Here is a 22,768-nt window from a genome sequence, read left to right on the forward strand (position 1 = left end):
GGCCATGTCGGCTAGGGCTGGCGTGCGTACTGCGAGGGGGTTAAGCGGCCTTCTGCCGCTCGACCGAAGCGACCTTGTCCTGAGGTGTCTTCGGCTTGGCTTCACCGCGAGCGGACTGCTGCGGCTTCTGTGCTCCTGGCTGGCCGGGCTTGCCTGTCGGCTTGCCGGTCAGGGGGTCCACGAGTTCAGGGCCGTACTTGTCGTCCAGCTCCTTCTGTCGCTTCATCTCCTCTTCGCGCATCGTGTCGAAGCGGAGAATCTGGGTCGGCGTGTAGCCGTACTCCTCCTGAAGCTGACGGGTCGGAACGTCGAGTTCCTTCATCTTCAGCAGAGCGTCGGCGAGCTGCGCCTTGCTGCGGTATTCGGGGTCTTCCCAGATGACCTCTGCGCTGTACGCCTTGGCCCTGGACATGTCGCCCTTGACCTGGAACGCAAGCCGCATGGCCTCTTCCCAGGACTCGCCGAAGTGCAGCATCCTCTCCTTGGCCTTGGCCACGAGGCCGGCCTCTGCGGCGGTGATGCTCTCGCCGGACGGCGCTTGTCCGCCGTTGAGCAGGAAGTAGTGGAAAGGCACCCTGGACTGGCTGGCCATGTGCTGGACCAGCATGTCGATCAAGACCACGTAGTTCTTGAGGTCGGCAGCCTCGAACTGACCCCACTTGGCGTCCGGGTTGTCGAGGGTCAGGATGCGATCCACGTACGCCTTGATCATGGCCTGACGAGCCTGCTCCAGCTCACTGTCAGTGGCGTTATCCGGAGGCTGCTCGATACCTGCCAAAATTCTCTGCGGGAAGGCCGCGAACTCCGAGGCCACCAGAGCGTCAGCGGCCACCTTGTTGATCGCGTCCTGGACCGGGATGATGCTGGCCAGCTCACTGAAGGGGGTCAGCTTCAGACGGGTCCGGTTATACAGCGGCACGACCGGGACCTTGTCTAGAGGGTTGTCCTCCCGCTCCGGCTCTGTCCACGTCCGTCCTTCGCCAGCGCCTCGCACCTCGGAGGTGTAGACGCCGTCCGGCAGCCACAGAGTGGAGTGTTCAACTCCCCAGTCGTCGATGTACTGCTTCATCGCGGCGGCGCGCTTGCGCCGACTACCCGGCTCGTACTGGACGACGACATCCTCGGCGCTCTCAGGCGAGATCAGAGGCATGTCATCCTCATCGCCCCACACCACCAGGTAACTGGCCCCGCCCATCAGGGCGTCGATGTGGGCAGCGTTGCTCTCGGCGTCCAGCGAGTTGTACTGCCAGATCTCCGTGGCATCCTTATCCGCGGCCTCCTCCGGGCCCATCCGGAAACCTTGGACCCGTAGACGCTCGGAGATGCTGTCCACGATCAGCGGGCAGAAGTTGTCTCGCCAGCCCACGAACATGTCGCCGAAGATCTCGCTGAACTTCTGCTGGGCATAGTTCAGCGTCTTGTTCTCGGAGTCGTAGTAGGTGGAGTACTTCCGCACCTCGGAGCGCTGCTTGGACAGCTTGCCTTCGAGATAGGAGATCCACTCCAGCGGCGTCTGGGGGCGGCCCCCGGTGTGGCCGAGGGCCATGAGCTACCAACCTCTTGTTTCATTGCATGGGAGAGGCCCTCGGCGTCAGGCCGAAAACCCTCAGGTGGTGGGTGTGTTAGTAGGTGCGAAGGCGTGCGCGCCGGCGCACCCTCATGCGACCGTCAGCGATGGCCTCGGCTCGCGCCTCGTAGGCCAGGACCGCCGCAATCGCGGCGTCGATCTTCTTCTTGGACTTCTTCGATTCCTTGCGGATCAGCAGGCCCTGGGGGACCTCGTAGGTGACCGCGTTGGCGATGTGCCGGGCCAGGTCCGGGTTGCCATCGTGGCGGATGTCCTCAGCCAGATGGGCTGCGGTGTGCATCCGCTCGACCGCCTCACACATCTGCTTGGCTCGGGCCGGGGAGAACTCGAAGACGATGTCCCGGTTGTCCCGGTCGGCCTCCTTGAAGTCCAGGGCCCAGGTGCCGACGACGTTCTGCCAGTAGCTCGGGTCGGCGTAGACCCACTCGACCCGGTAGGTCGAGAACGCCTCGCGCATCTTCTTGTCCACCAGCAGCGTGTCCACCTGCCAGTCGCGGCCGGGGATGTGCGGGTCCTCATCCAGGTGGATCAGGAACAGCTTCCCGTCACGCAATCGAGCGCCCACGATGGCTGTGGCGTCGCTGTAGAGCGAACCGTCGAAGCCAATGGCGATCTGATCACCAGCCTTGATCGGGTCATCGCTGTCGACCAGACCGTCCCAGACGGGCTTGGCCATCCAAGCATCCGCGCTCTCCTGGATCTTGTTCAGGTAGAAGCGGTATGCCTGGGCCTGGCTGGTTCGCGGGTCCTGGATCGCTTCGATCAGGCCGGGGATGTCCACCCAGTGCGAGTCGCCATACGCCTGCTTCAGGCCCAGTTCGACAGCCGGAATGTCCTTGAGGTCGATCTCGTCGGAGTCGGCCTCGATGCAGTCGTACAGCAGCCTGCCGTTCGGCTTCTTCAGGAACGCCTCGTAGGTGCGCTGCGCGACTGAGTCCTCGTTCGGGTTGAAGGCGTTGGTGGACTCCACGTAGCGTGAGCCCGAGCCGGCGGTTTTGCGGACGTTACGGTCGAGCACCTCGAAGACGGCCACGCCGCCGTTGCTGGGCACCCAGTGATGCGTCTCGTCGCCCACTACGAAGGTCGGCCTTGCACCCTCCAGGCCACGGCTGGAGCTGGTGACCGGCTCAATACGGCCGGGCCGGCCGGAGCGGAACTGGATGCGCTCCTTGCCGATCTCGATGTCGTACTCGACTTCGGCTGGCGAGTTCGCCAGCATGCCCCGGATCATGTCGCGGGTGTTGGCCGTCTGGTCGATCGAAGTTGCCGCGATCTGGATCAGCGGCAGGCCGACCCGCTTGCCGACCGGGAAGCCGCTCTCGTCGAAGTGAGAGAACCTCGCGGGCCCGATGAACTCGATGATGGCCAGGGCCGCCAGGACCGGGGTCTTGCCCCAGCCCTTTGAGCGACGAAGGCAGGCGGTGTCATACAGCCACTTGCCCTTGTCATCGATCGCGTACAGCCAGAGGATGAAGCGCTTCTGCTCGGGCGTGAACTGCCATGGGTCGCCTGCGTTCTCGCCGTCAGGCTGGACCAGGTAGCGCTCGCCCCAGCGGAGGATCTGGTAGCCCAGCGAACGCTGCGGGTGGGGGACCCCCTCGGGGAGGTTTCCGGTCTGAATGGCCGGTCACCTCCCTTCGGTCACGCACCCCCTAGCTGTCGGTACAGCTCGAAGTCCGCGACGTTCTCGGGGAGCTTGTTGGGGGCGTCCTCGCCCTTACTGGGCTTTTCCTTGTTCATGCGGAGGCGCATTCGGTCGGTGACCGTCGCGCCCAGCAGCGACTCGTTCTGTCGGATCTCGGCCAGGGCGTTGTGGCCCGGTCGGCGGTAGTACGACTCGACCAGAGGAGCGAGCATCTGGAGCCTCTGCCAGTCCGTTGCCTTGAAGGACTCGGCCTGCTCGGACTCAGCCCAGGTGTCCCACCAGCGGCAGGTGGCCACTGAGTAGCTGTCGCGCTTGAACAGCTTGCGGAGGCGGTCAGGGACGTCCTCGTCACCTTCCAGGTGGGAGAGGTCCACGGCGTTACGCCGGATGGCGTTCTCCTTGGGGGCCGGCCCTCGGCCTGCCATCAGGACTCCTCGGAGGCCCTGTACCGGGCGCGGGCGGAGCGGTGCTCGAAGCCGGGGGGCAGGACAAGCGTGTGGACCTCGTCCACGATCACGAGGGTCGGCTTGGCACCCTCGACCTTCCGCTTGGCGCCAGCCTTGACGGCCTGCTCGCTGGCCGGCTTGCCTCGCTCAGCCGTCATGTGTACCAACCTCCTGTTAGAAGAAAGAAGTATGTGGTGCGCGGAACCCGCCCTCACACGCACCATGCCTGTGCCCACCGGCTAGAAGCTCGGTATCGCTCGGGCTACCCATCTGGTGATCAAGCTTCAGGAGACTCGTAGTCGTTGAAGCAGAAGAAGTTGCTGTCGCACTCGTCGCAGTCGGCGTCAGGGTCGCCCCATCGGGGGCAACCAAGAGCCTCAGAGTCTGAGGACTCCAGGTCCTCAGCGAACTCCTCGAAGTCGCCCTCAGGCCCGCGCTCAAGGAGCGCGTCGAAGGAGTCGTCTTCCTGGCCCCGGAGGAAGCAGGGGACGTCGCAGTACCCGCAGAAGCCGCCAGGGCCGCAGTTTGCATTGGTCATCGGTTACGCGCCCGACCTCGGGCAGCCTCCTCGCGGCTCTTGGATTGGTGGCAGGCATCGCAGATGCAGGCCAGGTTGCTCAGATCCCAGGAGCCTCCGAAGGCGACCGGGTCGATGTGGTCCACGATCCGACCGGGGCCGCCACAGACGTAGCAGCGCTCTCGGTCTCGACGTCGGGCTCGACGCATCAGCGTCGCGGCGTTCTTGGGCCGCGTCTGGTTCCGTGGGCTTGTCTGGGCCCAGGGCACGTAGTGCGTTGGGCACTTGCCCTGGTTGGTGGCTGCCTGTCGGCAGCCCTTCTCCAGGCACTTGGAAGGTGCTTTGGGCAATCTCACCTCCGGAGTCGGAGACGTAAGGAGGTGTTGGAGTGAGAAGTAAGAACCCTGTTGGATCGGCCTACAGGCCGATCCTTGGTAGGACTAGGTAGCTAACGATCTAACGAAACACCTTCGGTGTTTCTTAGAAACTAGTTAACTAACTAGGTACCCCCCTTACCCCCCACGAGGGGGTTGGGGTGCCCCAAGGGTGGACTTTTCCGGGAGGGTCCGTACTGGTCGGGGGTGGGGCTAGAGCGCGCTGAATGGGTGCGCCGCTCCTCTGCCCTTCCCACCAAGTAATGGTGCGGACTTTTCCGAAAAGGTCCGGAACAAGTTGAGGGGAGACCGGCTGTTGCCTGCCTCCCCCTGCTCACCTACCTATAGAGCGGACTTTCCGGGATTAGTCCCAGTGGGCTAGGTCCCGTGTTCCCCGTGTCGCCTTTATGGCATCCTCCCGCAGGGCCGCCTCGCGCTCCCTGCGCTCTGCCATAGCGGTCCCGGCCCAGCGGTCGACCTCCTCCCGGAAGCCTGGGGCTACAGCATCGGAGAGGGCGTCGGTGATGCGCCGTTGGAGGTCTTCGGGGAAGAACAGGTCAAGGTCTGGTGCCTTCAGGGTGCCTCCCACGTACACCCGGACTCCGGTCTTACGTAGGAGATCGCAGCGAGTCTCCCAGTCGGGATTACGCTCCCAGAACTGGCGGAACGTCTGGCCGGTTCCGGTCTCCTCCCAGCGGGAGGGCACCACTGGCACGGCCTCAAGCTCGGCCAGGGCGACCTCGTGTTCCCCGATGGCCTTGATCACCGTTTGGGCACCGGCGCTTCCTGGCTTCAGGTGGATGAGGTTGCCGGTGAGGTTGTCCAGGGCGTCTCGGAGTTGTCGGATGTCAGCCGACCTGTCGGAGCCTGGGACGTAGGTCTTAGCCGTGATCTCCAGGTCTCCTGCGGTGTCGAGGAAGGCTTCCTCCAGGAAGTCTCGGATGGTGTCCAGTCGCCACGACCCGTAGTAGGGGCATGGGGCGAGTTGCCGGGACTTGCACAGCATGTAGAAATGTTGCCGGACCGAGCCATCTTTCCGCTTGCGTGCGGCGGAGTTGGAGTGGAGCACTAGGCCACAGGCGCAGTAGAAGAGACCGGCCCACGGCGTGGCCTTCGGGGTGATGTTCCGGTTGGCGTCGCCCCGCTGGTGGATCACCTCTTGGAGCTTGTCGAACTCCGCAGGGGTGAGGATGGGTTCGGCCCATCGCACGGGTAGCCCGTCCTTCCTGACGATCTCACCTCTGTGGATCGCGTAGCCCATGAGCGTGGGCCTGGTCAGGGCCACCCTCAGGACGGTGTTGGACCACTTCTTGTTCTTGAGTTCGGTCTTGACACCCTCACGCCCCTCGGCGGCGTTGACGTACCGCTGGTAGTCGGTGGCGGTCAGGACGCCTCGCTCATTCCAGTCCACGACGACCATGCGCAGGGAGTGCCCCTTGTTCACCAGGCGGTCGTACGCCTCCCGGACGAGGGGGGCGTTGACGGGGTCGAGGTCGAGTCGCCAGCGCTTGACATCTCGGTGGATGATGCGGACCGCGCGGTAGCCGAAGGGCCAGGTGCCTCCGGACCACAGCATCTCCTCGCGGTACCACTCAAGTTGGTCGAGTTTGTTGGCCTTGACAGCGTTGCGGTAATTGGCGGCCTGTGTGGCTTTCACCATCGCGATGAGCCGCCCGTTGGGCGTGGTGATGTCGAAGCTGGGGTCGTCGAGGACAAAGACGGTTTTGCCGTGGTCCAGTATCCAGCCGACGAAGGCGGCCCAATGCAGGTCATCGCGGGTGATTCGGTCCTGCTTGGTGACCATCATGGCGTCCCACTCGTGGATCAGTGGCTCCCGCAGCCACTGGCCAAGGCTTTTGCGCTTGTCGAGGTTGACCGCTCCGGAGACCGTGGCGTCCTCAACCCAGCCAGCCACCGTGTGGTTGCCCTTTCGGATCGCCTTTGCAAGGCGAACTTCCTGACGGTCGAGCGATGAGGACTGCTCAGTGTCCCTGCTGATCCGCTTCACTGCCAGTACGCGCAAGTCGTTCTCCCTGGTGTTGGGGGTTAAGACCAGGATACGAGAACGGTTTGGATGACTCAACTTCCGATGTATCGGAGTGCAGCCGGACGCCCTGCAGCTTGCGCCGGGTGAGCAGCGCCGTCAGCGCGTGCCCGCCCTCGTGCGCGATCGTGATCAGGCCCCGGGAGAGCTGCCACGAGGTGGACCACGTCACCACGGCCAGCGCGGTCAGCGCGGCCGACAGCACGATCCACAGGGGAGGCCCCGGCTGGGGCGTGGTCAGAGTCACCCAGACCTCGGACAACGATCACTTCTCCTTAACGGCGTCGGGACAAGAGCGTCCCATGACATCCGGTGTGCCGGCGATAAAGTCGGGACGTGCAGAACATGATTCCGGAACTCGCCGACGCCGACGTCCCCGCCTGGTGGCGGAGACTGGGGCTGCCCGGTCTGGCGGACGTGCATGTCCACTTCCTGCCCGAGCGTATGGAGCGCCGGGTCTGGCACCACTTCGACCACGGCGGCCCGCTGATGGGGGCGGGGTGGCCGATCCACTACCGGCTGCCCGCCGAGGAGCGGGTCGCCCGGCTGCGGGAGCTCGGGGTGCGGGTCTTCCCCGCCCTGGCCTACGCGCACCGGCCCGGCATGGCGGCCGACCTCAACGCCTGGACCCTCGACTTCGCACGGCGTACCCCCGGGTGTCTCCCCTCGGCCACCTTCTACCCCGAACCTGGAGTCCTCGGCTACGTGCGGGACGCGCTCGACCGGGGGGCGCGCGTCTTCAAGGTCCATCTGCAGGTGGGGGACTTCGACCCCAGGCTCAAGGAGATCGACGAGGTGTGGGGGCTGCTGGCCGACCGGGGCGTCCCGGTGGTGGTCCACGCCAGCTCGATCCCGGTCCCGGGCCGCTGCACCGGCCCGGTGCCGATCGCCGGGGTGCTGGCCCGCCACCCCCGCCTGGCGGCGGTCGTCGCCCACCTCGGCATGCCGGAGTACGACGAGTTCTTCCAGCTGGCCGAGGCGTACCCGGACGTGCGGCTCGACACCACGATGACCTTCACCGACTTCGCCGAGCGCGGCATGCCCTTCCCCGGCCGCCTCGGGCCGCGCCTGCGCGAGCTGGGCCTGGCCGGCAAGGTCCTGCTCGGCAGCGACTTCCCGACCGTCCCCCACCCCTACGCCCACCAGCTCCACGCGCTGGAGCGCCTGGACCTCGGCGACGACTGGCTGCGGGCGGTGTGCTGGGACAACGCCGCCCACCTGCTCGGTCTCACCCCCGATTACACTCGGTCAACGGGAAATCGATGATCGGGAGACCCGAGTGAACGACCAGAACGCAGCGCTCATCAGGACCTTCTACGGTGCCTTCGGACGCCGCGACACCGACGCGATGGAGCGCTGCTACCACCCCGACGTCACCTTCGGAGACCCCGTCTTCCAGGACCTGGAAGGGCGCGACAGGGTCATGGGCATGTGGCGGATGCTGCTCGGGCGCAACCGCGACATCGGCGTGAGCGTCGGCGACGTCAGCGCGCGCGACCACGACGGCGCGGCACACTGGACGGCCCGTTACACCTTCGGCACGACGGGCAGGGAGGTCGTCAACGAGATCGACGCCCTGTTCCGGTTCGAGGACGGCCTGATCGTCCGGCACCATGACGACTTCGACTTCAAGCACTGGTCCAAAATGGCCCTGGGCAGGCCGGTCGGTCTCTTCCTCGGCTGGACCCCGATGTTCCGGGCGACGATCCGGGGTAGGGCGTTGCGGTCGCTGGAGGAGTTCATGGCGGCCGGATGAGGAGACGGATGTGACTGATCGGCGGGTTCGGGGGATGCGGAGTCTGACGCGTGGGCGTCCCGGAGCCGTGCGGGACTCTCCCGAGCGGTCGATGGACCCGCGTCCGGCCGGTGACGAGCCGCCCGCGCCCCGCTCGCGCGTCATCGACAACGCCGTCTACGTGAACGGCCGGCGGACCGCCACGCCCGCATCACTGCCCGAGGCCTTCGAGTGCTTGAAGAACACCCCCGACAGCATGGCCTGGATCGGCTTCTACCGGCCGGCGGACGCGGTGATCTTCAACGTGGCCGAGGAGTTCGACCTGCACGAGCTGGCCGTCGAGGACGCCATCGTCGCCCACCAGCGGCCCAAGGCCGACCGCTACGGCGACACGCTGTTCGTGGTGCTCCGTCCGGCCAGATACGTCGACGAGGCCGAGGAGGTCGACTTCGGCGAGCTGCACCTGTTCATCGGCCAGAACTTCGTGATCACCGTACGGCACAGCGAGGCCCCCGACCTGTCGCAGGTCCGCCGCCGGATGGAGAGCGATCCCGAACTGCTCCGTCAGGGCCCGCAGGCGGTGCTCTACGCCGTCATGGACGCGGTCGTGGACGGCTACGCGCCCGTGGTCGCCGGCCTGCAGAACGACATCGACGAGATCGAGGTCCAGGTCTTCGGCAACGAGCCCGGCGTCTCCCGCCGCATCTACGAGCTCTCGCGCGAGGTGATCGAGTTCCAGCGGGCCACCCGGCCGCTGCTCGGCATGATCGAGGGGTTCGTCGCGGGGGCGGACAAATACGGGGTGGACCAGGAGCTGCAGAGATACCTGCGCGACGTCGCCGATCACGCGATCACCGTGGCGGAGCGGGTCAGCGGCTTCCGCCAGATGCTCCACGACATCCTCGTGGTCAACTCGACCATGGTCGCCCAGGCCCAGAACGAGCACATGACCAACCTCACCGAGGCCAGCAACGCCCAGAACGAGGAGGTCAAGAAGATCTCCGCCTGGGCCGCCATCCTGTTCGCCCCCACCCTCGTCGGCACCATCTACGGCATGAACTTCGAGGTGATGCCCGAGATCCACTGGGCGCTGGGCTACCCGTTCGCCGTGCTGCTGATGGCCGGTGTCTGCATGACCCTGTATCTGGTCTTCAAACGCCGCGACTGGCTGTGAAGCCCGCACGCCGTGCGCCGGGACGCCGGGAGCTCTCGGCGGGCCGGGAGGTTCCGGATGGGTGACCACCCCACGCGCGGGGACGTGCAGGAGCGCCGGAGCAGGGCTCGGCGCTCCTGCACGGAAGGTCAGCCGAGCTTGGCCAGGATGAGGTCGAGCTTCCCGTCCATGGAGTCCATCCGGCCCTCCATGGAGGTCATCCGGTCGGTCAGGGCGTCGACCTTGGCGTCCAGGGTGTCGACCCTGGTCTCCAGACCGCCCACTTTGACGGCGAGCGCCGAGAGGTCCTCTCTGGTGGCCATCCTGTTCATGACCTCTTCGAACATCGGAGAGGCGTACGCCATGACCTCCTCCCGGACGATCGCGGGGAGATCGTCCAGCGTCTCCTTGATGCCGGCCAGGTCCCAACCTGCCCTGAACGCCCAGGATTCGAGGTCTGTCACGCGCTGACCGGTGCTCTTCATCGCCACGTCGGGCATGGTATCTCCTGCTTGGGAATCGACGGAGGATCGTCGGTGCGCGAACCGGTCCGGGGGTCCGTGACACTGTGTGGCCAATTCAACACGATTCCGCGGGGGCGGGGTGGGTTTCGCGGCTCCCGGCCCGCCGTGGGCCGCGACGGCGTTCTCCGGAGTTCAGGCCCGGCCGCCCTGGTCGGCGCTCTGTTCCAGCCACGCGACGATGTGCCGCACATAGCTGTCGGTGTGCGCCAGTGGTCTGCCGTCGAGCGCCGCGACGAGATGAGTGACACCGAACGTCCGGTCCCAGACCCGGGCACGCCGGTAAGTGGCGCTGTCGACGGCTTCACAGAGGTTGTCCCAGCCGTGCAGCCAGCCGACGGTGGCGGCGTCGACCGCCGGGTCGAACAGATGGGCCCGGTCCCAGTCCAGGACGCCGATCAGCTTGCCGTCGGCACTCCAGTGGATGTTGTCTCCGCCGAGATCGCCGTGGATGAGACAGTCCGGGACCGGTTCCAGGGCCAGCGCGTCCTCGAGGCGCCGTCGGCCTTCGTCGCGCCACTTGCCGGGCAGGCGCGGAATGACCTCTTCGGCCAGGATGTCGGCCCAGTGATGACCGTCGGTGTACGTCCGCGGCGTGCCCAGCACGGCTCGCAACTCTGGAGTGACGGCAAGCTCTCGCAGCGCCCGGAGAAGCTCGCCGATCCGAACCGGATCACCCTCGCCGTCGGGCATCCCGGCGCCGTCGAGCCACGAGACGGCGACGGCCGCGCGATCCCCGAACACCGTCACCGGCGTCAGCGGCTCCGGCACCGCGAACGGCAGCCCGGACGCCGCGATCACCCGCAGCAGCTCGGTCCGGCGCGGCAGGGCCTCCGCCCCCGACGGGCGCCGGCTGACCCGCACCGCCGCGACCCCCGGGAGCAGGACGACGTCGTGCATCCCGCCCTTACGCAACCGTGCCCCGGCAAGGGAGACACCCGGCATGAGCGCGTCGGCTATCTCCAGCAACTCGGCGGGTACCTGGCCACTCACTTCTCAACCTCTTCCTCCGGTGACTCACCGGCTGATGGCAGACCTCTGACGGCGCCGAGGCCGCTCCGTCCGCGGCGGCACCGGGGCCGGCCCCGTCCGGCTCGAACGCGGCGGCGTTGCATCCTAGAGGCCGACGCCCCGGGCCGGTGTGGCCGTGCTCCCGGCCGGCGGCAGGGCCGCGCCCGGCCGACGTCGTGAACGCGTCCGGGCCTGCGGGGCCGCAAAGACATCGGACAACGCCTGTGGCCACGGACATCGTTGGCGACATGCGACAGGAAGAGATCTGGGACGTCGATGCCGCCCAGCGTTATGACACGCCGGGCACCGGCATGTTCGCGCCCGGAGTCCTGGAGCCGGCCGTGAACCGCCTCCCGCCGGACCACTGATTCGCGCGAAGAAGAAATTTCGCATCCATCTCGAAACGCGTTGTAAGTGATACGGAAGATGGCGGCCCGGCTCTTTTGGGCGCCGAAAATGCCCCGGCCGTCAGGCGGCCGGGGCATTTCTCTTCTCGTGCGCCGGGAACGCCTCGCCGGGTGGGCCCGGCGAGGCGGCGGCGTTTAGAGCGTCTGGAAGTAGAAGCGGTAGGCGGTGCCGTCGTGCAGCATCGCCGCCCGGCCGACGTCGCTGTTGGCCGGATAGCCTTCCAGTTTCAGATGGGGGACGGAGTTGTGGCCGTACTGGTATTCGTTCGCGGCGGCGTTCCACGAGCCCTGGGAGATCATGTCGTTGTGCCCGTACTGGAAGGCGTAGAGGCGGTAGGCGCTGCCGTCGTGCAGCATCGTCCAGCGCGACCAGTCGGTGTCGGCCGGGAAACCGGTGACCTTGAGGGTGGGGATGTAGTTGCCGTACGACCACTGATAGGTCGACGTTCCCGGCACCCAGACGAACTGGTAGAGGGTGGTGGGGTCGCCGAGCCGGCGCAGGTAGGCGTGGTAGGCCTCGCCGCTGTGCAGCAGCGAGATGCTGCCGCTGTCGGCGTCGGCGGGCATGTTCGTCAGGGTGAGCACCGGGATCGAGTTGTGGCCGTAGGCGTATGACGTCCCGTTCCAGGCGAACTGGTAGAGGGTGTCGCGGTTACTGCCCTTGAAGACATAGAGGCGGTAGGCGCTGCCGTCGTGCGACATCGACCAGCGCCGGAAGTTGGCGTCGGCCGGCGCGCCGGTGATCGGGATGTTGGGGACCGAGTTGTAGCCGTATCGGTAGGTGTCGGTTCCGGGCACCCAGGCGCCCTGATTGACGGAGACCATCGATCGACCCTCCATGCGTGAAAAGAATGATTTTCGTGACGCATGCTGCGCTATGAGACGGTAAAGCAGTGCGGTGGATTCCGCCAGTGAATTCCCGTCGCGAGCTATGAGGGCTGGATATAGTCTCCACCTCGATAGGTATTCGAATGCGATAAAAGGGATTGTTTGGACATTTTGCTATAGTGGCGCCGGATGGGCGGGGGAATTAGCCGGCGATATTCGCAATATCCGGCCATGCTGAATATGAGAAGATCCGTGCCGCCCGGCGGTCCGGCGCCGGTCTCCCGCGGCGGGCTCAGCCCAGCAGCTTGCGGGCGGCGTCCTCGATGTCGCTCTCCGACAGCAGCACGTGCCGGGCGGCGTCGCCCAGGGGGATGAAGCTGTCGGCCGAGGTAACCCGGGCGATCTTGCCGGTGAAGCCGGCGTCGAGCAGCTCGGCGACGATGCTCTCCGAGACGCCGCCGGTGCGGCGGGTCTCGTCGGCGATCAGCACCTTGCCGGTCAGCTCCGCCGCGCGCAGCAGGTCGTCGATCGGGAGCGGCGACAGCCAGCGCAGGTCCAGCACCCGGCAGCTGTAGTCCTCCGCGGTGAGCCTGACCGCGGCGCGCAGGCTCATCCGCAGGCCGTTGCCGAAGGTCACGATGGTCAGGTCGCGGCCGTCGCCGTAGCTGCGGGCGCGGCCGATCGGGATGTGCGTCTCGGCCCAGCGGGCCGGCGGCACGTATGGTGACAGCCAGCCGCCGTCGCCGTCGTCGAACAGGTCACGGGTGTTGTAGAGGGCGATCGGCTCCAGGAAGACGCAGACGCTGCCGTCGGTGCGGGCGGCGGCCAGGCAGGTGCGCAGCATGGAGGCCGCGTCGTCGGGCCGCGCGGGGGAGGCCACGACCAGGCCGGGGATGTCGCGCAGCGCGGCCACGGAGTTGTCGTTGTGGAAGTGGCCGCCGAAGCCCTTCTGGTAGGCGTAGGAGGCGACGCGGACCACCATCGGGTTGCGGAAGGCCCCGCGGGAGAAGAAGGGCAGCGTCGCGGCCTCGCCCCGGATCTGGTCCAGCGCGTTGTGCAGGTAGGCGAGATATTGGATCTCGGGCACCGGCAGCAGCCCGGAGACGCCCGATCCGAGGGCCAGGCCGAGCACGGCCTGCTCGTCGAGGAGGGTGTCGAACACCCGGCCCGCGCCGAAGCGCTTCTGCAGGCCGCGGGTGACGCCGTAGACGCCGCCCTTGCGGGCCACGTCCTCGCCGAAGACCAACACGTCGGGGTGGGCGGCCAGGGTGTCGGCCAGCGTCCGGTTGATCGCCTGGGAGAGGGTCAGCGGGCCCTCCTGCTCGGGCAGCCTGCCGCCGAAGGCCCGCTCCCTGGCGGTCGCCGACACCGCGCTGGCCGGGGCGACGGCCTCGGGGGTGCGGGGGGCCAGCGGTGCGGTGATGTCGGCGGCCGAGGTCAGCCGGGGCCGCCGGGAGCTCTCCATGGCCATCTTGAGCAGGTGCTCCCGCGTCGTCTCGTAACGCAGCAGCAGCTCGTCGGGGGTGGCCAGGCCCGCCTCCACGATGAGCCGGGCGGTGGTGACGAGCGGGTCGCGCTCCAGGTCGGCGTTGATCTCCCGCTTGGTCCGGTAGGACAGCTCCACGTCGGAGCCGGCGTGGCCCATCAGCCGGACGGTGCTGATGTGCAGCAGGGCGGGGGAGCGGTGCCTGCGGACGTGCTCGGCGGCGGACGCCGCCACGTCGTGGACGTCGGCCAGGTCGCAGCCGTCGGCCTCGAAGTATTCCAGCAGCCGGTGGCGGGCGGCCTCCACCCAGCCGTTCGGGGTCCGCACGCTGATGCCCAGGCCGTTGTCCTCGCAGACGAACAGCAGCGGCATGGCCAGCCCCTGGTAGGAGGCGTAGGCGGCGGTGTTGAGGCCGGACAGGGCGCTGGCGTGGTTGGCGGAGGCGTCGCCGAAGCCGCACACCGCTATCGCGTCGCCGGGCCACGCGCCCGTGAGGCCGAGCTGGCGGGCGCGCTCGATGGCGAAGGCCACGCCCACCGCGCGCGGCAGGTGGCTGGCGATCGTGGAGGTCTGCGGGATCACCGCCAGGTCGGGGTGGCCGAAGACTTTGTGGCGGCCGCCCGCGATCGGCTCCTCCGCCGAGGCGGTCAGGCCGAGCAGCACATCGCGCAGCCCCTCCTCCGGCAGGCGCCCGGCCATCGCGGACCGGGCCAGGTAGAAGGCCCCGGAGCGGTAGTGCAGCAGCGCGGGGTCGGTGGCGCGCACCGCGGCGGCGACGGCGACGTTGCCCTCGTGCCCGGCCGAGCCGATGGTGTAGAAACCCTCGCCGTGCTCGCGCAGCCAGCGCGCGGTGACGTCCAGGAGCCTGCTGCCCAGCTGGAACTCGAACAGCTCCCGGCAGCGGGCCCCGGTCAGGGCGGTCCCCTCCCGCACGGGCATGCCGGGATCACGCGGAGGCCCCGGGGTCAGGGCGGCCACAGCCTCGGTGAAGTGGGTCTCAACAGTGTCACGCGCCACAGCTCGATTATGTCCCCATCGATGGTCGCCGTCCCGGAGCTTGGCGTCTTTGGGCCCTCGGAGGGCTGTGGACCGGTCCTATTCGACAGTTATTAATAACAACTTGTCAGATCTATCAACCAATTGCCTTCCTTGTACGTCTACTTGAGAGAAGCAACGTGGCACCCTCATGCCGCGTTCAGCCAACGGGGAGGATGGACAACCCGAATGTTGCAACGCACCCGAGCCATCATCGTCGCGGTGGCCATGGGAGCCGGAGCAGTCGCTCTCGCTCCTTCCGCGACGGCTGTGGCGGGGACCTCAGCGGACCCCGTCGTCTCCAATGTGGAGATCGATCCGAGCCCGGTCGTGGTGACCGGATCGCCGGTCACGGCGAAGTTCAGCTTCACCACGACCGCCGCGGGCAAGGCCGAGTTCCAGATCAAGGCGCCGGGCGTCGGCGCGTGGACCTCGCTCGACGTCAAGCCCAGCCCGCACGGCACCGAGACCAAGTGGACCGCCTCCAGGACGTTCGACGCCAAGAGCACCGCCGGGCAGTGGAGCTTCCTCGCGATCGCCCACAGCGGCGACGGCAAGGAGGACTCGACGCGCGGCAAGTTCACCGTCGACGTCAGGAAGGTCCTCGACACCAAGATCGTCAACTTCGACGCCTCTCCCGACGACGTCGCCAAGGGCGGCGCCATCGAGGTCTCCGGCAAGCTGCTGCGTGACAGCGGCGGCTGGAGCGGCTACGGCGGCCAGCCCCTGACGATCACCTTCCGGGAGCAGGGCACCGACGCCTTCCGGCACGTCGCCAAGATCGAGACCGGCCGCAGCGGCTGGTTCAAGGCCAGGGTCAAGGCCGAGGCCACCGGCTGGTGGCGTGCGGAGTTCGCCGGCAACGGCGGCGCCGGCTCGTCGGTCAGCGACACCGACCGCGTCGACGTCAGGAACGCCCCCAAGGTCGTCGACAGCCGGATCGTCGACTTCGGCGCCCGGCCCGACCCGGTGGACGAGGGTGACCGGCTGAGCGTCCGTGGACGCCTGCAGCTCGACACCCGGCACGGCTGGGACGGCTACTCCGGCAAGAAGGTCGCCATCCTGTTCCGCGCCAACGGTTCCACCCGCTGGGACCACGTGGCCAGTGACTGGACCGACCGCTACGGCCGCTTCGGCGCCGACGTGACCGCCAAGCGTTCCGGTCACTGGCGTGCCGAGTTCGCCGGCAACGACGGAGTCAAGGGCAGCAGCAGCTACGCCGACCACGTGACGGTCCGCGGGCACCAGCCGGAGCCGGAGCGCGAGGCCAGCCGCGTCATCAAGTTCAACGCCTCGCCGGAGCCCATCCGCTACGGCCGCTACCTGAAGTTCACCGGCAAGCTCCAGGTCGACGACACCTCGGGCTGGGAGGGCTACCGCGCCAAGGTCGCGCTGTACTTCAAGGCCAAGGGCTCGCACACGTGGAGCTACGTCAAGACCACGCGGTCCAACGGCAGCGGCAACCTCTACACCAAGACCAGGGCCTACAAGTCCGGTTACTGGAAGTTCGTCTTCAAGGGCGACGGCGACTTCTACGGTGACTCCAGCCAGAGCGACTACGTCAAGGTCGTCAGGCGCTGAGGTGAGATCGGGGTCCGCTCCCCGTGAGCGGACCTGACAGACGGCGGCCCGGGTGCTCGAGCACCCGGGCCGCTCGCATGCTCCGGAGGGATCCGCGCGCTCCGGGAGACAAGGGACAGGCGCTCCGAAGGGACAACACTCCCGGGGGGCAAGCGCTCCGATTGCGGGGCGTCGCTTTGCCGGTAGCAGACACGGCCGATGCGAGCATCGTCTGAGAGCCGGAGCCGATCATGCCAACGGGGGAGAGATGCTTCGAGAACTGACCCTGGCCGCGGCCGTCGCGGCCGGACTGACGGTCGCCGCGCCGGCCGCGTGGGCGGCCGGTCCGCAGGTCGCCGGCGCCGTGGCGCCGGCCGTCGCCTGCCCGCCCACGTCCTCGTGCGCGACCGCCCGCTGCGGCGCCGGCCGGATCTGCGTGCCCTCCCCCAGGGAGTGCGTCACCACGTCGTGTCCCCAGTACGACTGCGTGTCGGTGATCCCGCTCCCGATGGAACGCGTCCCGGCCCCTCGGCCGATGGTGACGGACCCCCCGGCGGCCGCCCCCGCGTCCCTGCCCATGTGACCCTCCGCGTGAAGTGCCCTTTCACGGGGAGTGGGCTATGGTCGAGACGATGAGGGAACCGCGGTGGGTCACACCCAGGCCCACTGCCGCAGCGGCCGTGGTGGGCCTCGTTCTCGCGGTCGTCCTGTCCGCCGTCGCCCCTTCCCCGTGGTCCGGCGGATGGCGTCACGCCGGGGCCGACACCGGTCTCTGGGTCCCGCCGCCCGCCGGCGCGCACCAGTCGACCGCGCCGAGGCTCACGCCGAGCGGGACGGAGCACCTGCCGACGCCGGGACAGCTCCGTCACCTCCTGGCCGTGGTCGCCGCCGTGGCGTCCCCTCTCCTGGTGCTGCTCGCCTGGCTGAACGCGGGCCCGGCGGCTAATCCCCGGCGTACGATCCAGCGGATCGTCACCCTGCGCAGCCCGCCACTCTCCTAGACCCTCCTCTTCTCCGGTCTCCACTGGGCTTCTCCGGTCTCCACCGGGCCGCGGGCCCGGCAGGGGTCCCGGCCCATCTCCATCGGGCCGCGGGCCAGGCAGGGGTCCCGGGCCATGTGGTGCGGGCGGCTCGCCGTCCGGGACCGCCCCGCCGGGGGCGGCCACATGCCGGGGTCCACGGCGGCGGGCGGGCCGGACCCGTCCTCGCCGCCGGCATACCGGGCGGGCCGCCGGGATCGGCATGCCGGCCGAACGACCGGACTCCGGGCGGCCGGTCTCTGCCGACACGCGGGGCGTCCGCCGCGCCGCGGGGGCCGCGACGCGCCTGCCGTACCCGGCGCGATGCCGTCCGTGCGTTGCGCCGTCCGTGCTGCCTGCGCCGTCCGTGCCTGTCCAAGCCTGCCGTGCCGTCCGCGCATGCCACGCCGTCCTCCGGGCGGCGGCGCGGGGCACGGTCCCGGAGTCGGGCCGTGCCCCGCGGCCCGACCGGGCTGTCGCGTCCGGTGAGCCGGGACAGGTCGGCGCTCGGTGAGCCGGCCGGGCCGTCACGCCCGGTGAGCAGGCCGGGCCGGCACGTCCGTAGCCGGACCGGACGCCGTCCTCGGCGCGCTCCGATACTCGCGCGCCTCTTCACCTTCACCGCTTCACGTGTCTTCTTCGCTTCACGCGTCTTCCGAAAGGACCCGAACATCATGTCTGTCGACATCCACCTCAGCGCCGTCCAGCTCAACATCATCCGTGAGGAGCTCGAAGAGCAGCTGTTCCGCTGGACCAAGCAGCTCGCCGAGCTGGAGGCCGCGGTGAACGACGACGCGGTGGAGGTCTCGGCGAAGCCGGAGCTCCTGGCCGACATCGTCTCCGCCGAGCGGAGCACCGCCGTCGTGCGACACGCCCTGCGGGACATCGCCGAGCTGACCTACGGCCGGTGCGACGGCTGCGGCCTGGGGATCCCCTTCGAACGGCTGAAGGCCCGGCCCCTGGCCCGTTTCTGCATGGAGTGCCAGCGCCGCCACGAGAGCGGCTGAGACGGTGACGCCTGTGGCCGCCGGGCGGGCGGCCACGGGCGTCACCCGGGGGAGCAGGCCGTTGGAGATCCCTTGATGTTAATAGACGCTAACTTTGCACGGCGGCGAGCGCGGCGCGGGCCATGCCCCGCAGCAGCTGGGCCATCGCCTCGGACGTGAGCTCGCCCGCGCTGTGCGGGGTGGAGTTGAGCAGGCCGAAGACGGCGTGGGTCGCGGCCCGCAGGCGCGGCGGGGGGCAGGCCGGGTAGAGCTCGCTCAGCACGGTGACCCACTCCTCCACGTAGAGGCGCTGCAGGCGACGGATCTGGCGGCGGGCGGGCTCGGGGACGTTGTCCAGTTCGCGGTCGTGCACGGTGATCAGCGCGGGATGGCTGAGCGCGAACTCGATCTGGCCGGCCAGCAGCGAGTCGAGGGCGTGCTCGGCGTCGGGAGCTCCGGTCACGCGGCCCGCCGCCGAGGTGTGCAGGCGCTCGCTGATGTCCAGCAGCATCTCCGCCAGCAGGGCCTCCTTGCCGCTGAAGTGCCGGTAGAGGGCGGGACCCGAGGTGCCGACCGCGCCGCCGATGTCCTCGATGGAGGTGCCGTGGAAGCCGCGGGCCGCGAACAGCTCGGCGGCGGCCTCCAGGATCTCCGCGCGCCGGGACCCACGGTTGCGGGAGGAGGTCTGGGCAGTCGTCACATCTCGCATGGTAGACGGTGACGTTAATGATGACTAACATCGATGGTGAAGTTAGTGACCGCTAACCCACGGCGACGGAGCCGGACAGGAGGCTCGCATGAGTGGCTGGCCGGTGCTGCGAAGCACCTGCGACCCGGGCGGCGAGGAATTCAAGGGCAACGCGGAAGTCAATGAGCGCTTGGCCGCCGACCTGCGAGAACGGCTCGCGGCCGCGGGGCTGGGAGGTCCGGAGAAGTCACGGGCCAGGCACGTCTCGCGGGGCAAGCTGCTGCCCCGCGACCGGGTGGACACCCTGCTCGACCCGGGCTCGCGTTTCCTGGAGCTCTCCCAGCTCGCCGCCAACGGACTGTACGGCGACGAGGCCCCCGCGGCCGGGATCATCACCGGCGTGGGCCGCGTCTCCGGACGCGAGTGCGTGGTCGTCGCCAACGACGCCACGGTCAAGGGCGGCACCTACTACCCGATCACGGTCAAGAAGCACCTGCGGGCCCAGGAGGTCGCCCTCCACAACAACCTGCCGTGCGTCTACCTCGTCGACTCCGGCGGGGCGTTCCTGCCCAAGCAGGACGAGGTCTTCCCCGACCGCGAGCACTTCGGCCGCATCTTCTACAACCAGGCCACCATGTCGGCGCGCGGCATCCCGCAGATCGCCGCGGTGCTCGGCTCCTGCACCGCGGGCGGCGCCTACGTCCCGGCCATGAGCGACGAGGCGGTGATCGTCCGCAACCAGGGCACGATCTTCCTGGGCGGCCCGCCGCTGGTGAAGGCGGCGACCGGGGAGGAGGTCACAGCCGAGGAGCTGGGCGGCGGCGACCTGCACGCCCGGGTCAGCGGCGTCACCGACCACCTCGCCGAGGACGACCCCCACGCGCTGCGGATCGTCCGCGACATCGTGGCCACCCTCGCCCCGCGCTCCCCGGCGCCCTGGCAGCGCGTCCCCGCCGAGGAGCCGGCCCACGATCCCCGCGACCTCTACGGGATCGTCCCCGCCGACACCCGCACGCCGTACGACGTGCGTGAGATCATCGCCCGCGTCGTGGACGGCAGCCGGTTCCTGGAGTTCAAGGCCGAGTACGGCGCCACGCTCGTCACCGGCTTCGCCCACATCCACGGCCACCCGGTCGGGATCGTGGCCAACAACGGCATCCTGTTCGGCGAGTCCGCGCTCAAGGGCGCGCACTTCATCGAGCTGTGCGACCGCCGCGCCGTCCCCCTGGTGTTCCTGCAGAACATCAGCGGGTTCATGGTCGGCAAGGCCTACGAGGCCGCAGGCATCGCCAAACACGGCGCCAAGATGGTCACCGCCGTCGCCTGCGCCCGGGTGCCCAAGTTCACCGTGGTCGTCGGCGGCTCGTTCGGCGCGGGCAACTACGCGATGGCCGGGCGCGCCTACTCACCCCGGTTCCTGTGGATGTGGCCCAACGCGCGCATCTCCGTGATGGGCGGCGAGCAGGCCGCGAACGTGCTCTCCACGGTCGGCAACGCCGACCCCGACGCCATCCGCAGGCAGTACGAGGACCAGGGCAACCCCTACTACTCCACCGCCCGCCTCTGGGACGACGGCGTCATCGACCCCCTCGACACCCGCACCGTCCTCGGGCTGGCCCTGTCGGCCTCGGCCAACGCCCCTCTCGACCCCGTCGGCTACGGCGTCTTCCGGATGTGACCGCCCATGACTCACTCACCCGCTCCCCAACCGCCTCGCGGGGGCCGCTCATGATGTTCGACACCGTCCTCATCGCCAACCGGGGCGAGATCGCCCTGCGGATCATCCGCACGCTCCGGGAGATGGGCATCCGCTCCGTCGCCGTCCACAGCGACGCCGACGCCGGCGCGCGGCACGTCCGTGAGGCCGACGTCGCGCTCCGGCTCGGCGGCGGCTACCTCGACGCGGACCGGATCCTGGAGGCCGCCGCGGCGTCCGGGGCCCAGGCCGTGCACCCCGGATACGGGTTCCTGGCCGAGAACACGGCCTTCGCCCGGCGGTGCGCCGAGGCCGGGCTGGTGTTCATCGGCCCGCCGCCGTCGGCCATCGAGGCCATGGGCGACAAGATCCGCGCCAAGGCCACCGTCTCGGCGGCCGGGGTCCCGGTGGTCCCCGGCGGCGCCGAACCCGGCGACGACCTGATCGGCGCCGCCGGACGGATCGGCTTCCCCGCGCTGATCAAGCCCTCGGCGGGCGGCGGCGGCAAGGGCATGGTGCTGGTGCGCGCGGCCGCCGAGCTGCCGGAGGCGCTGGAGTCCGCCCGCCGTACGGCGGCCGCCGCGTTCGGCGACGCGACCCTGCTGATCGAGCGGTATGTGGACAACCCCCGTCACATCGAGATCCAGGTGCTGGCCGACGCGCACGGCAACGTCGTCCATCTGGGCGAGCGCGAGTGCAGCCTCCAGCGCCGCCACCAGAAGATCATCGAAGAGGCGCCCTCCCCGCTGCTCGACGCCGCGGCCCGGGCGGCCATGGGCGCGGCGGCGGTCGAGGCCGCCAGATCCGTCGGCTACGTCGGCGCCGGGACGGTGGAGTTCATCGTCGAGGGCGCGAGCGGTGCCTACTACTTCATGGAGATGAACACCCGCCTCCAGGTCGAGCACCCGGTCACCGAGCTGGTCACCGGCCTGGACCTGGTCGAGCTCCAGATCAGGGTCGCGGCCGGAGAGCCGCTCCCGTTCGCCCAGGACGACGTGCGGCTGCGCGGCCACGCGGTCGAGGCCCGCGTCTACGCCGAAGACCCCTCCCGCGGCTTCCTGCCGACCGGCGGCCGGATCCTGGCGCTGCGCGAGCCCGGCGACGTCCGGGTGGATTCCAGCCTGATGACCGGCGGCGTGGTCGGCAGCGACTACGACCCGATGCTGTCGAAGGTCATCGCCTGGGGGCCGGACCGGGCGAGCGCGCTGCGCCGGCTGGACGGGGCGCTCGCCGCGACGACCGTGCTGGGCGTGCCGACCAACATCGCCTTCCTGCGCGCGCTGATCACCCACCCGCGGGTGGCCGCCGGAGAGCTCGACACCGGCCTGGTCGAGCGGCACCTCGACGCGCTGGTCCCCCACGAGGCCGTCCCCGCCGACGTCCTGGCCGCGGCGGCCCTGGTCCTGCACCGCGAGCGCGTGCCCGCGGCGCCGGCCGACCCGTGGGAGGTGCCCGACGGCTGGCGGCTGGGCGAGGCGGCGTGGACCACCTGGCGGCTGGAGAGCCGTGACGGCGTGGCCGAGGTGCTGGTGCGAGGGCTGCCCGGGTCCGCGGCCGGAGCCGAGGTCCGCCTGCCCGCGGACCGGCCGGCCGTACGGGCGAGCCTGTCGGGAGACGGCGACGAGCTGCTGGTCACCCTCGGCGGGACCCGGCGGCGCTACGCCGTCGCCCGGGACGGCGACACCGTCTGGCTGGGCCGCGACGGGAACGCCTGGGCGCTCACCCGGCACCACCTCGGCGACCCCGGTGACCGGGCGGGCGCGGGCGGCACCGGGGACGGAGTGGTCCGCAGCCCGATGCCCGGCACGGTCCTCGTGGTCAAGGTGACGGCCGGGGAGCGGGTCGCCGAGGGGCAGCCGCTGCTCATCGTCGAGGCCATGAAGATGGAGCACACCGTGACCGCGCCGGTCGACGGAGTGATCGCCGAACTGCCGGTCCGCGCCGGGCAGGCGGTCGACATGGACGCGGTGCTGGCGGTCGTCCGGCGGGACGGGGAGGCGTGATGCGGGAGCCGTACGGCGCCGCGACG

Annotated in this window: 22 protein-coding genes; 9 read left to right on the top strand and 13 right to left on the bottom strand. The window is 69.1% G+C overall.

Translation table 11 applies throughout. The features are described from left to right. Window positions 1-40: 40 nt before the first annotated feature. From ACZ6R6_RS17180 to ACZ6R6_RS17215, 8 genes are all read right to left on the bottom strand, one after another. Window positions 41-1,546, bottom strand: a complete 1,506-nt coding sequence (locus tag ACZ6R6_RS17180; protein ID WP_470094349.1) for a phage portal protein — start codon at window positions 1,544-1,546, stop codon at window positions 41-43. A 76-nt stretch (window positions 1,547-1,622) separates the two neighbouring features. Next, on the bottom strand, window positions 1,623-2,807 hold the full coding sequence (locus tag ACZ6R6_RS17185; protein ID WP_470094351.1) for a terminase TerL endonuclease subunit: 1,185 nt from the start codon (window positions 2,805-2,807) through the stop codon (window positions 1,623-1,625). A gap of 422 nt (window positions 2,808-3,229) precedes the next feature. Then, the gene (locus ACZ6R6_RS17190; RefSeq protein WP_470094353.1) at window positions 3,230-3,658 is read right to left on the bottom strand and encodes a phage terminase small subunit; all 429 of its coding nucleotides are present in this window, start codon (window positions 3,656-3,658) and stop codon (window positions 3,230-3,232) included. Next, window positions 3,658-3,837 carry a hypothetical protein gene (locus ACZ6R6_RS17195; protein ID WP_470094355.1) on the bottom strand — a complete coding sequence of 60 codons (180 nt, stop codon included), beginning with the start codon at window positions 3,835-3,837 and terminating at the stop codon, window positions 3,658-3,660. Before ACZ6R6_RS17195 ends, ACZ6R6_RS17190 begins: the two co-directional genes overlap by 1 nt. A 119-nt stretch (window positions 3,838-3,956) precedes the next feature. Next, on the bottom strand, window positions 3,957-4,217 hold the full coding sequence (locus tag ACZ6R6_RS17200) for a hypothetical protein (RefSeq protein ID WP_470094357.1): 261 nt from the start codon (window positions 4,215-4,217) through the stop codon (window positions 3,957-3,959). Beyond that, window positions 4,214-4,405, bottom strand: coding sequence for an HNH endonuclease (locus ACZ6R6_RS17205; RefSeq protein WP_470094359.1), 192 nt, complete (start codon window positions 4,403-4,405; stop codon window positions 4,214-4,216). The genes ACZ6R6_RS17200 and ACZ6R6_RS17205 overlap by 4 nt, the downstream gene beginning before the upstream one ends. Window positions 4,406-4,934: 529 nt before the next feature. Then, window positions 4,935-6,593, bottom strand: a complete 1,659-nt coding sequence (locus tag ACZ6R6_RS17210) for a recombinase family protein (RefSeq protein ID WP_470094360.1) — start codon at window positions 6,591-6,593, stop codon at window positions 4,935-4,937. After that, a complete protein-coding gene (locus ACZ6R6_RS17215) occupies window positions 6,553-6,876 on the bottom strand; it encodes a M50 family metallopeptidase (protein ID WP_470094361.1) in 324 nt (107 codons plus the stop codon). The genes ACZ6R6_RS17210 and ACZ6R6_RS17215 overlap by 41 nt, the downstream gene beginning before the upstream one ends. Before the next feature lie 83 nt (window positions 6,877-6,959). Between ACZ6R6_RS17215 and ACZ6R6_RS17220 the strand changes: the two genes are divergently transcribed. From ACZ6R6_RS17220 to ACZ6R6_RS17230, 3 genes are all read left to right on the top strand, one after another. Further along, window positions 6,960-7,880, top strand: a complete 921-nt coding sequence (locus ACZ6R6_RS17220; RefSeq protein WP_470094526.1) for an amidohydrolase family protein — start codon at window positions 6,960-6,962, stop codon at window positions 7,878-7,880. Window positions 7,881-7,893: 13 nt separating this feature from the next. Continuing rightward, entirely contained in the window at window positions 7,894-8,370 is a 477-nt protein-coding gene (locus ACZ6R6_RS17225; protein WP_470094362.1) for a nuclear transport factor 2 family protein, read from the top strand. Between the two features lie 67 nt (window positions 8,371-8,437). Beyond that, window positions 8,438-9,523, top strand: a complete 1,086-nt coding sequence (locus tag ACZ6R6_RS17230) for a magnesium and cobalt transport protein CorA (protein WP_470094364.1) — start codon at window positions 8,438-8,440, stop codon at window positions 9,521-9,523. Window positions 9,524-9,651: 128 nt separating this feature from the next. On the opposite strand, the gene ACZ6R6_RS17235 is transcribed toward ACZ6R6_RS17230, so the two are convergent. From ACZ6R6_RS17235 to ACZ6R6_RS17250, 4 genes are all read right to left on the bottom strand, one after another. Next, the gene (locus tag ACZ6R6_RS17235) at window positions 9,652-10,002 is read right to left on the bottom strand and encodes a hypothetical protein (RefSeq protein WP_470094366.1); all 351 of its coding nucleotides are present in this window, start codon (window positions 10,000-10,002) and stop codon (window positions 9,652-9,654) included. A gap of 156 nt (window positions 10,003-10,158) precedes the next feature. After that, a complete protein-coding gene (locus ACZ6R6_RS17240) occupies window positions 10,159-11,016 on the bottom strand; it encodes a phosphotransferase (RefSeq protein ID WP_470094368.1) in 858 nt (285 codons plus the stop codon). Window positions 11,017-11,576: 560 nt separating this feature from the next. Beyond that, window positions 11,577-12,266, bottom strand: a complete 690-nt coding sequence (locus ACZ6R6_RS17245; RefSeq protein ID WP_470094370.1) for a hypothetical protein — start codon at window positions 12,264-12,266, stop codon at window positions 11,577-11,579. A gap of 295 nt (window positions 12,267-12,561) precedes the next feature. After that, on the bottom strand, window positions 12,562-14,772 hold the full coding sequence (locus ACZ6R6_RS17250; RefSeq protein WP_470094372.1) for a thiamine pyrophosphate-dependent enzyme: 2,211 nt from the start codon (window positions 14,770-14,772) through the stop codon (window positions 12,562-12,564). Window positions 14,773-14,979: 207 nt separating this feature from the next. On the opposite strand from ACZ6R6_RS17250, the gene ACZ6R6_RS17255 reads away from it, so the two are divergent. The 4 genes from ACZ6R6_RS17255 to ACZ6R6_RS17270 all read left to right on the top strand — a co-directional run bounded on the left by ACZ6R6_RS17255 (window position 14,980) and on the right by ACZ6R6_RS17270 (window position 18,376). Then, window positions 14,980-16,371: a hypothetical protein gene (locus ACZ6R6_RS17255; RefSeq protein ID WP_470094374.1), complete on the top strand. Its 1,392-nt coding sequence runs from the start codon at window positions 14,980-14,982 to the stop codon at window positions 16,369-16,371. A gap of 247 nt (window positions 16,372-16,618) precedes the next feature. After that, entirely contained in the window at window positions 16,619-16,933 is a 315-nt protein-coding gene (locus tag ACZ6R6_RS17260) for a hypothetical protein (RefSeq protein WP_470094376.1), read from the top strand. 49 nt (window positions 16,934-16,982) lie between these two features. After that, entirely contained in the window at window positions 16,983-17,351 is a 369-nt protein-coding gene (locus ACZ6R6_RS17265) for a hypothetical protein (protein WP_470094378.1), read from the top strand. Between the two features lie 692 nt (window positions 17,352-18,043). Beyond that, complete coding sequence (locus ACZ6R6_RS17270; protein ID WP_470094380.1) at window positions 18,044-18,376, top strand: TraR/DksA family transcriptional regulator; 333 nt, start codon at window positions 18,044-18,046, stop codon at window positions 18,374-18,376. A gap of 88 nt (window positions 18,377-18,464) precedes the next feature. On the opposite strand, the gene ACZ6R6_RS17275 is transcribed toward ACZ6R6_RS17270, so the two are convergent. After that, window positions 18,465-19,064, bottom strand: coding sequence for an SACE_7040 family transcriptional regulator (locus tag ACZ6R6_RS17275; RefSeq protein WP_470094382.1), 600 nt, complete (start codon window positions 19,062-19,064; stop codon window positions 18,465-18,467). Window positions 19,065-19,152: 88 nt separating this feature from the next. On the opposite strand from ACZ6R6_RS17275, the gene ACZ6R6_RS17280 reads away from it, so the two are divergent. Both ACZ6R6_RS17280 and ACZ6R6_RS17285 read left to right on the top strand, forming a co-directional pair. Continuing rightward, entirely contained in the window at window positions 19,153-20,721 is a 1,569-nt protein-coding gene (locus ACZ6R6_RS17280; RefSeq protein WP_470094384.1) for a carboxyl transferase domain-containing protein, read from the top strand. 53 nt (window positions 20,722-20,774) lie between these two features. Beyond that, window positions 20,775-22,742, top strand: coding sequence for an acetyl/propionyl/methylcrotonyl-CoA carboxylase subunit alpha (locus tag ACZ6R6_RS17285; RefSeq protein ID WP_470094528.1), 1,968 nt, complete (start codon window positions 20,775-20,777; stop codon window positions 22,740-22,742). Window positions 22,743-22,768: the final 26 nt, after the last annotated feature.

The organism is Streptosporangium sp. NPDC048886, from assembly GCF_055586905.1.

Excerpts from the sequence above, each read along its gene's own strand:
- ACZ6R6_RS17180 (WP_470094349.1), bottom strand. The coding sequence starts at position 1,546 with ATGGCCCTCGGCCACACCGGGGGCCGCCCCCAGACGCCGCTGGAGTGG.
- ACZ6R6_RS17185 (WP_470094351.1), bottom strand. The coding sequence starts at position 2,807 with ATGCTGGCGAACTCGCCAGCCGAAGTCGAGTACGACATCGAGATCGGC.
- ACZ6R6_RS17190 (WP_470094353.1), bottom strand. The coding sequence starts at position 3,658 with ATGGCAGGCCGAGGGCCGGCCCCCAAGGAGAACGCCATCCGGCGTAAC.
- ACZ6R6_RS17195 (WP_470094355.1), bottom strand. The coding sequence starts at position 3,837 with ATGACGGCTGAGCGAGGCAAGCCGGCCAGCGAGCAGGCCGTCAAGGCT.
- ACZ6R6_RS17200 (WP_470094357.1), bottom strand. The coding sequence starts at position 4,217 with ATGACCAATGCAAACTGCGGCCCTGGCGGCTTCTGCGGGTACTGCGAC.
- ACZ6R6_RS17205 (WP_470094359.1), bottom strand. The coding sequence starts at position 4,405 with ATGCGTCGAGCCCGACGTCGAGACCGAGAGCGCTGCTACGTCTGTGGC.
- ACZ6R6_RS17220 (WP_470094526.1), top strand. The coding sequence starts at position 6,960 with ATGATTCCGGAACTCGCCGACGCCGACGTCCCCGCCTGGTGGCGGAGA.
- ACZ6R6_RS17235 (WP_470094366.1), bottom strand. The coding sequence starts at position 10,002 with ATGCCCGACGTGGCGATGAAGAGCACCGGTCAGCGCGTGACAGACCTC.
- ACZ6R6_RS17245 (WP_470094370.1), bottom strand. The coding sequence starts at position 12,266 with ATGGTCTCCGTCAATCAGGGCGCCTGGGTGCCCGGAACCGACACCTAC.
- ACZ6R6_RS17255 (WP_470094374.1), top strand. The coding sequence starts at position 14,980 with ATGTTGCAACGCACCCGAGCCATCATCGTCGCGGTGGCCATGGGAGCC.
- ACZ6R6_RS17260 (WP_470094376.1), top strand. The coding sequence starts at position 16,619 with ATGCTTCGAGAACTGACCCTGGCCGCGGCCGTCGCGGCCGGACTGACG.
- ACZ6R6_RS17265 (WP_470094378.1), top strand. The coding sequence starts at position 16,983 with ATGAGGGAACCGCGGTGGGTCACACCCAGGCCCACTGCCGCAGCGGCC.
- ACZ6R6_RS17270 (WP_470094380.1), top strand. The coding sequence starts at position 18,044 with ATGTCTGTCGACATCCACCTCAGCGCCGTCCAGCTCAACATCATCCGT.
- ACZ6R6_RS17275 (WP_470094382.1), bottom strand. The coding sequence starts at position 19,064 with ATGCGAGATGTGACGACTGCCCAGACCTCCTCCCGCAACCGTGGGTCC.
- ACZ6R6_RS17280 (WP_470094384.1), top strand. The coding sequence starts at position 19,153 with ATGAGTGGCTGGCCGGTGCTGCGAAGCACCTGCGACCCGGGCGGCGAG.
- ACZ6R6_RS17285 (WP_470094528.1), top strand. The coding sequence starts at position 20,775 with ATGTTCGACACCGTCCTCATCGCCAACCGGGGCGAGATCGCCCTGCGG.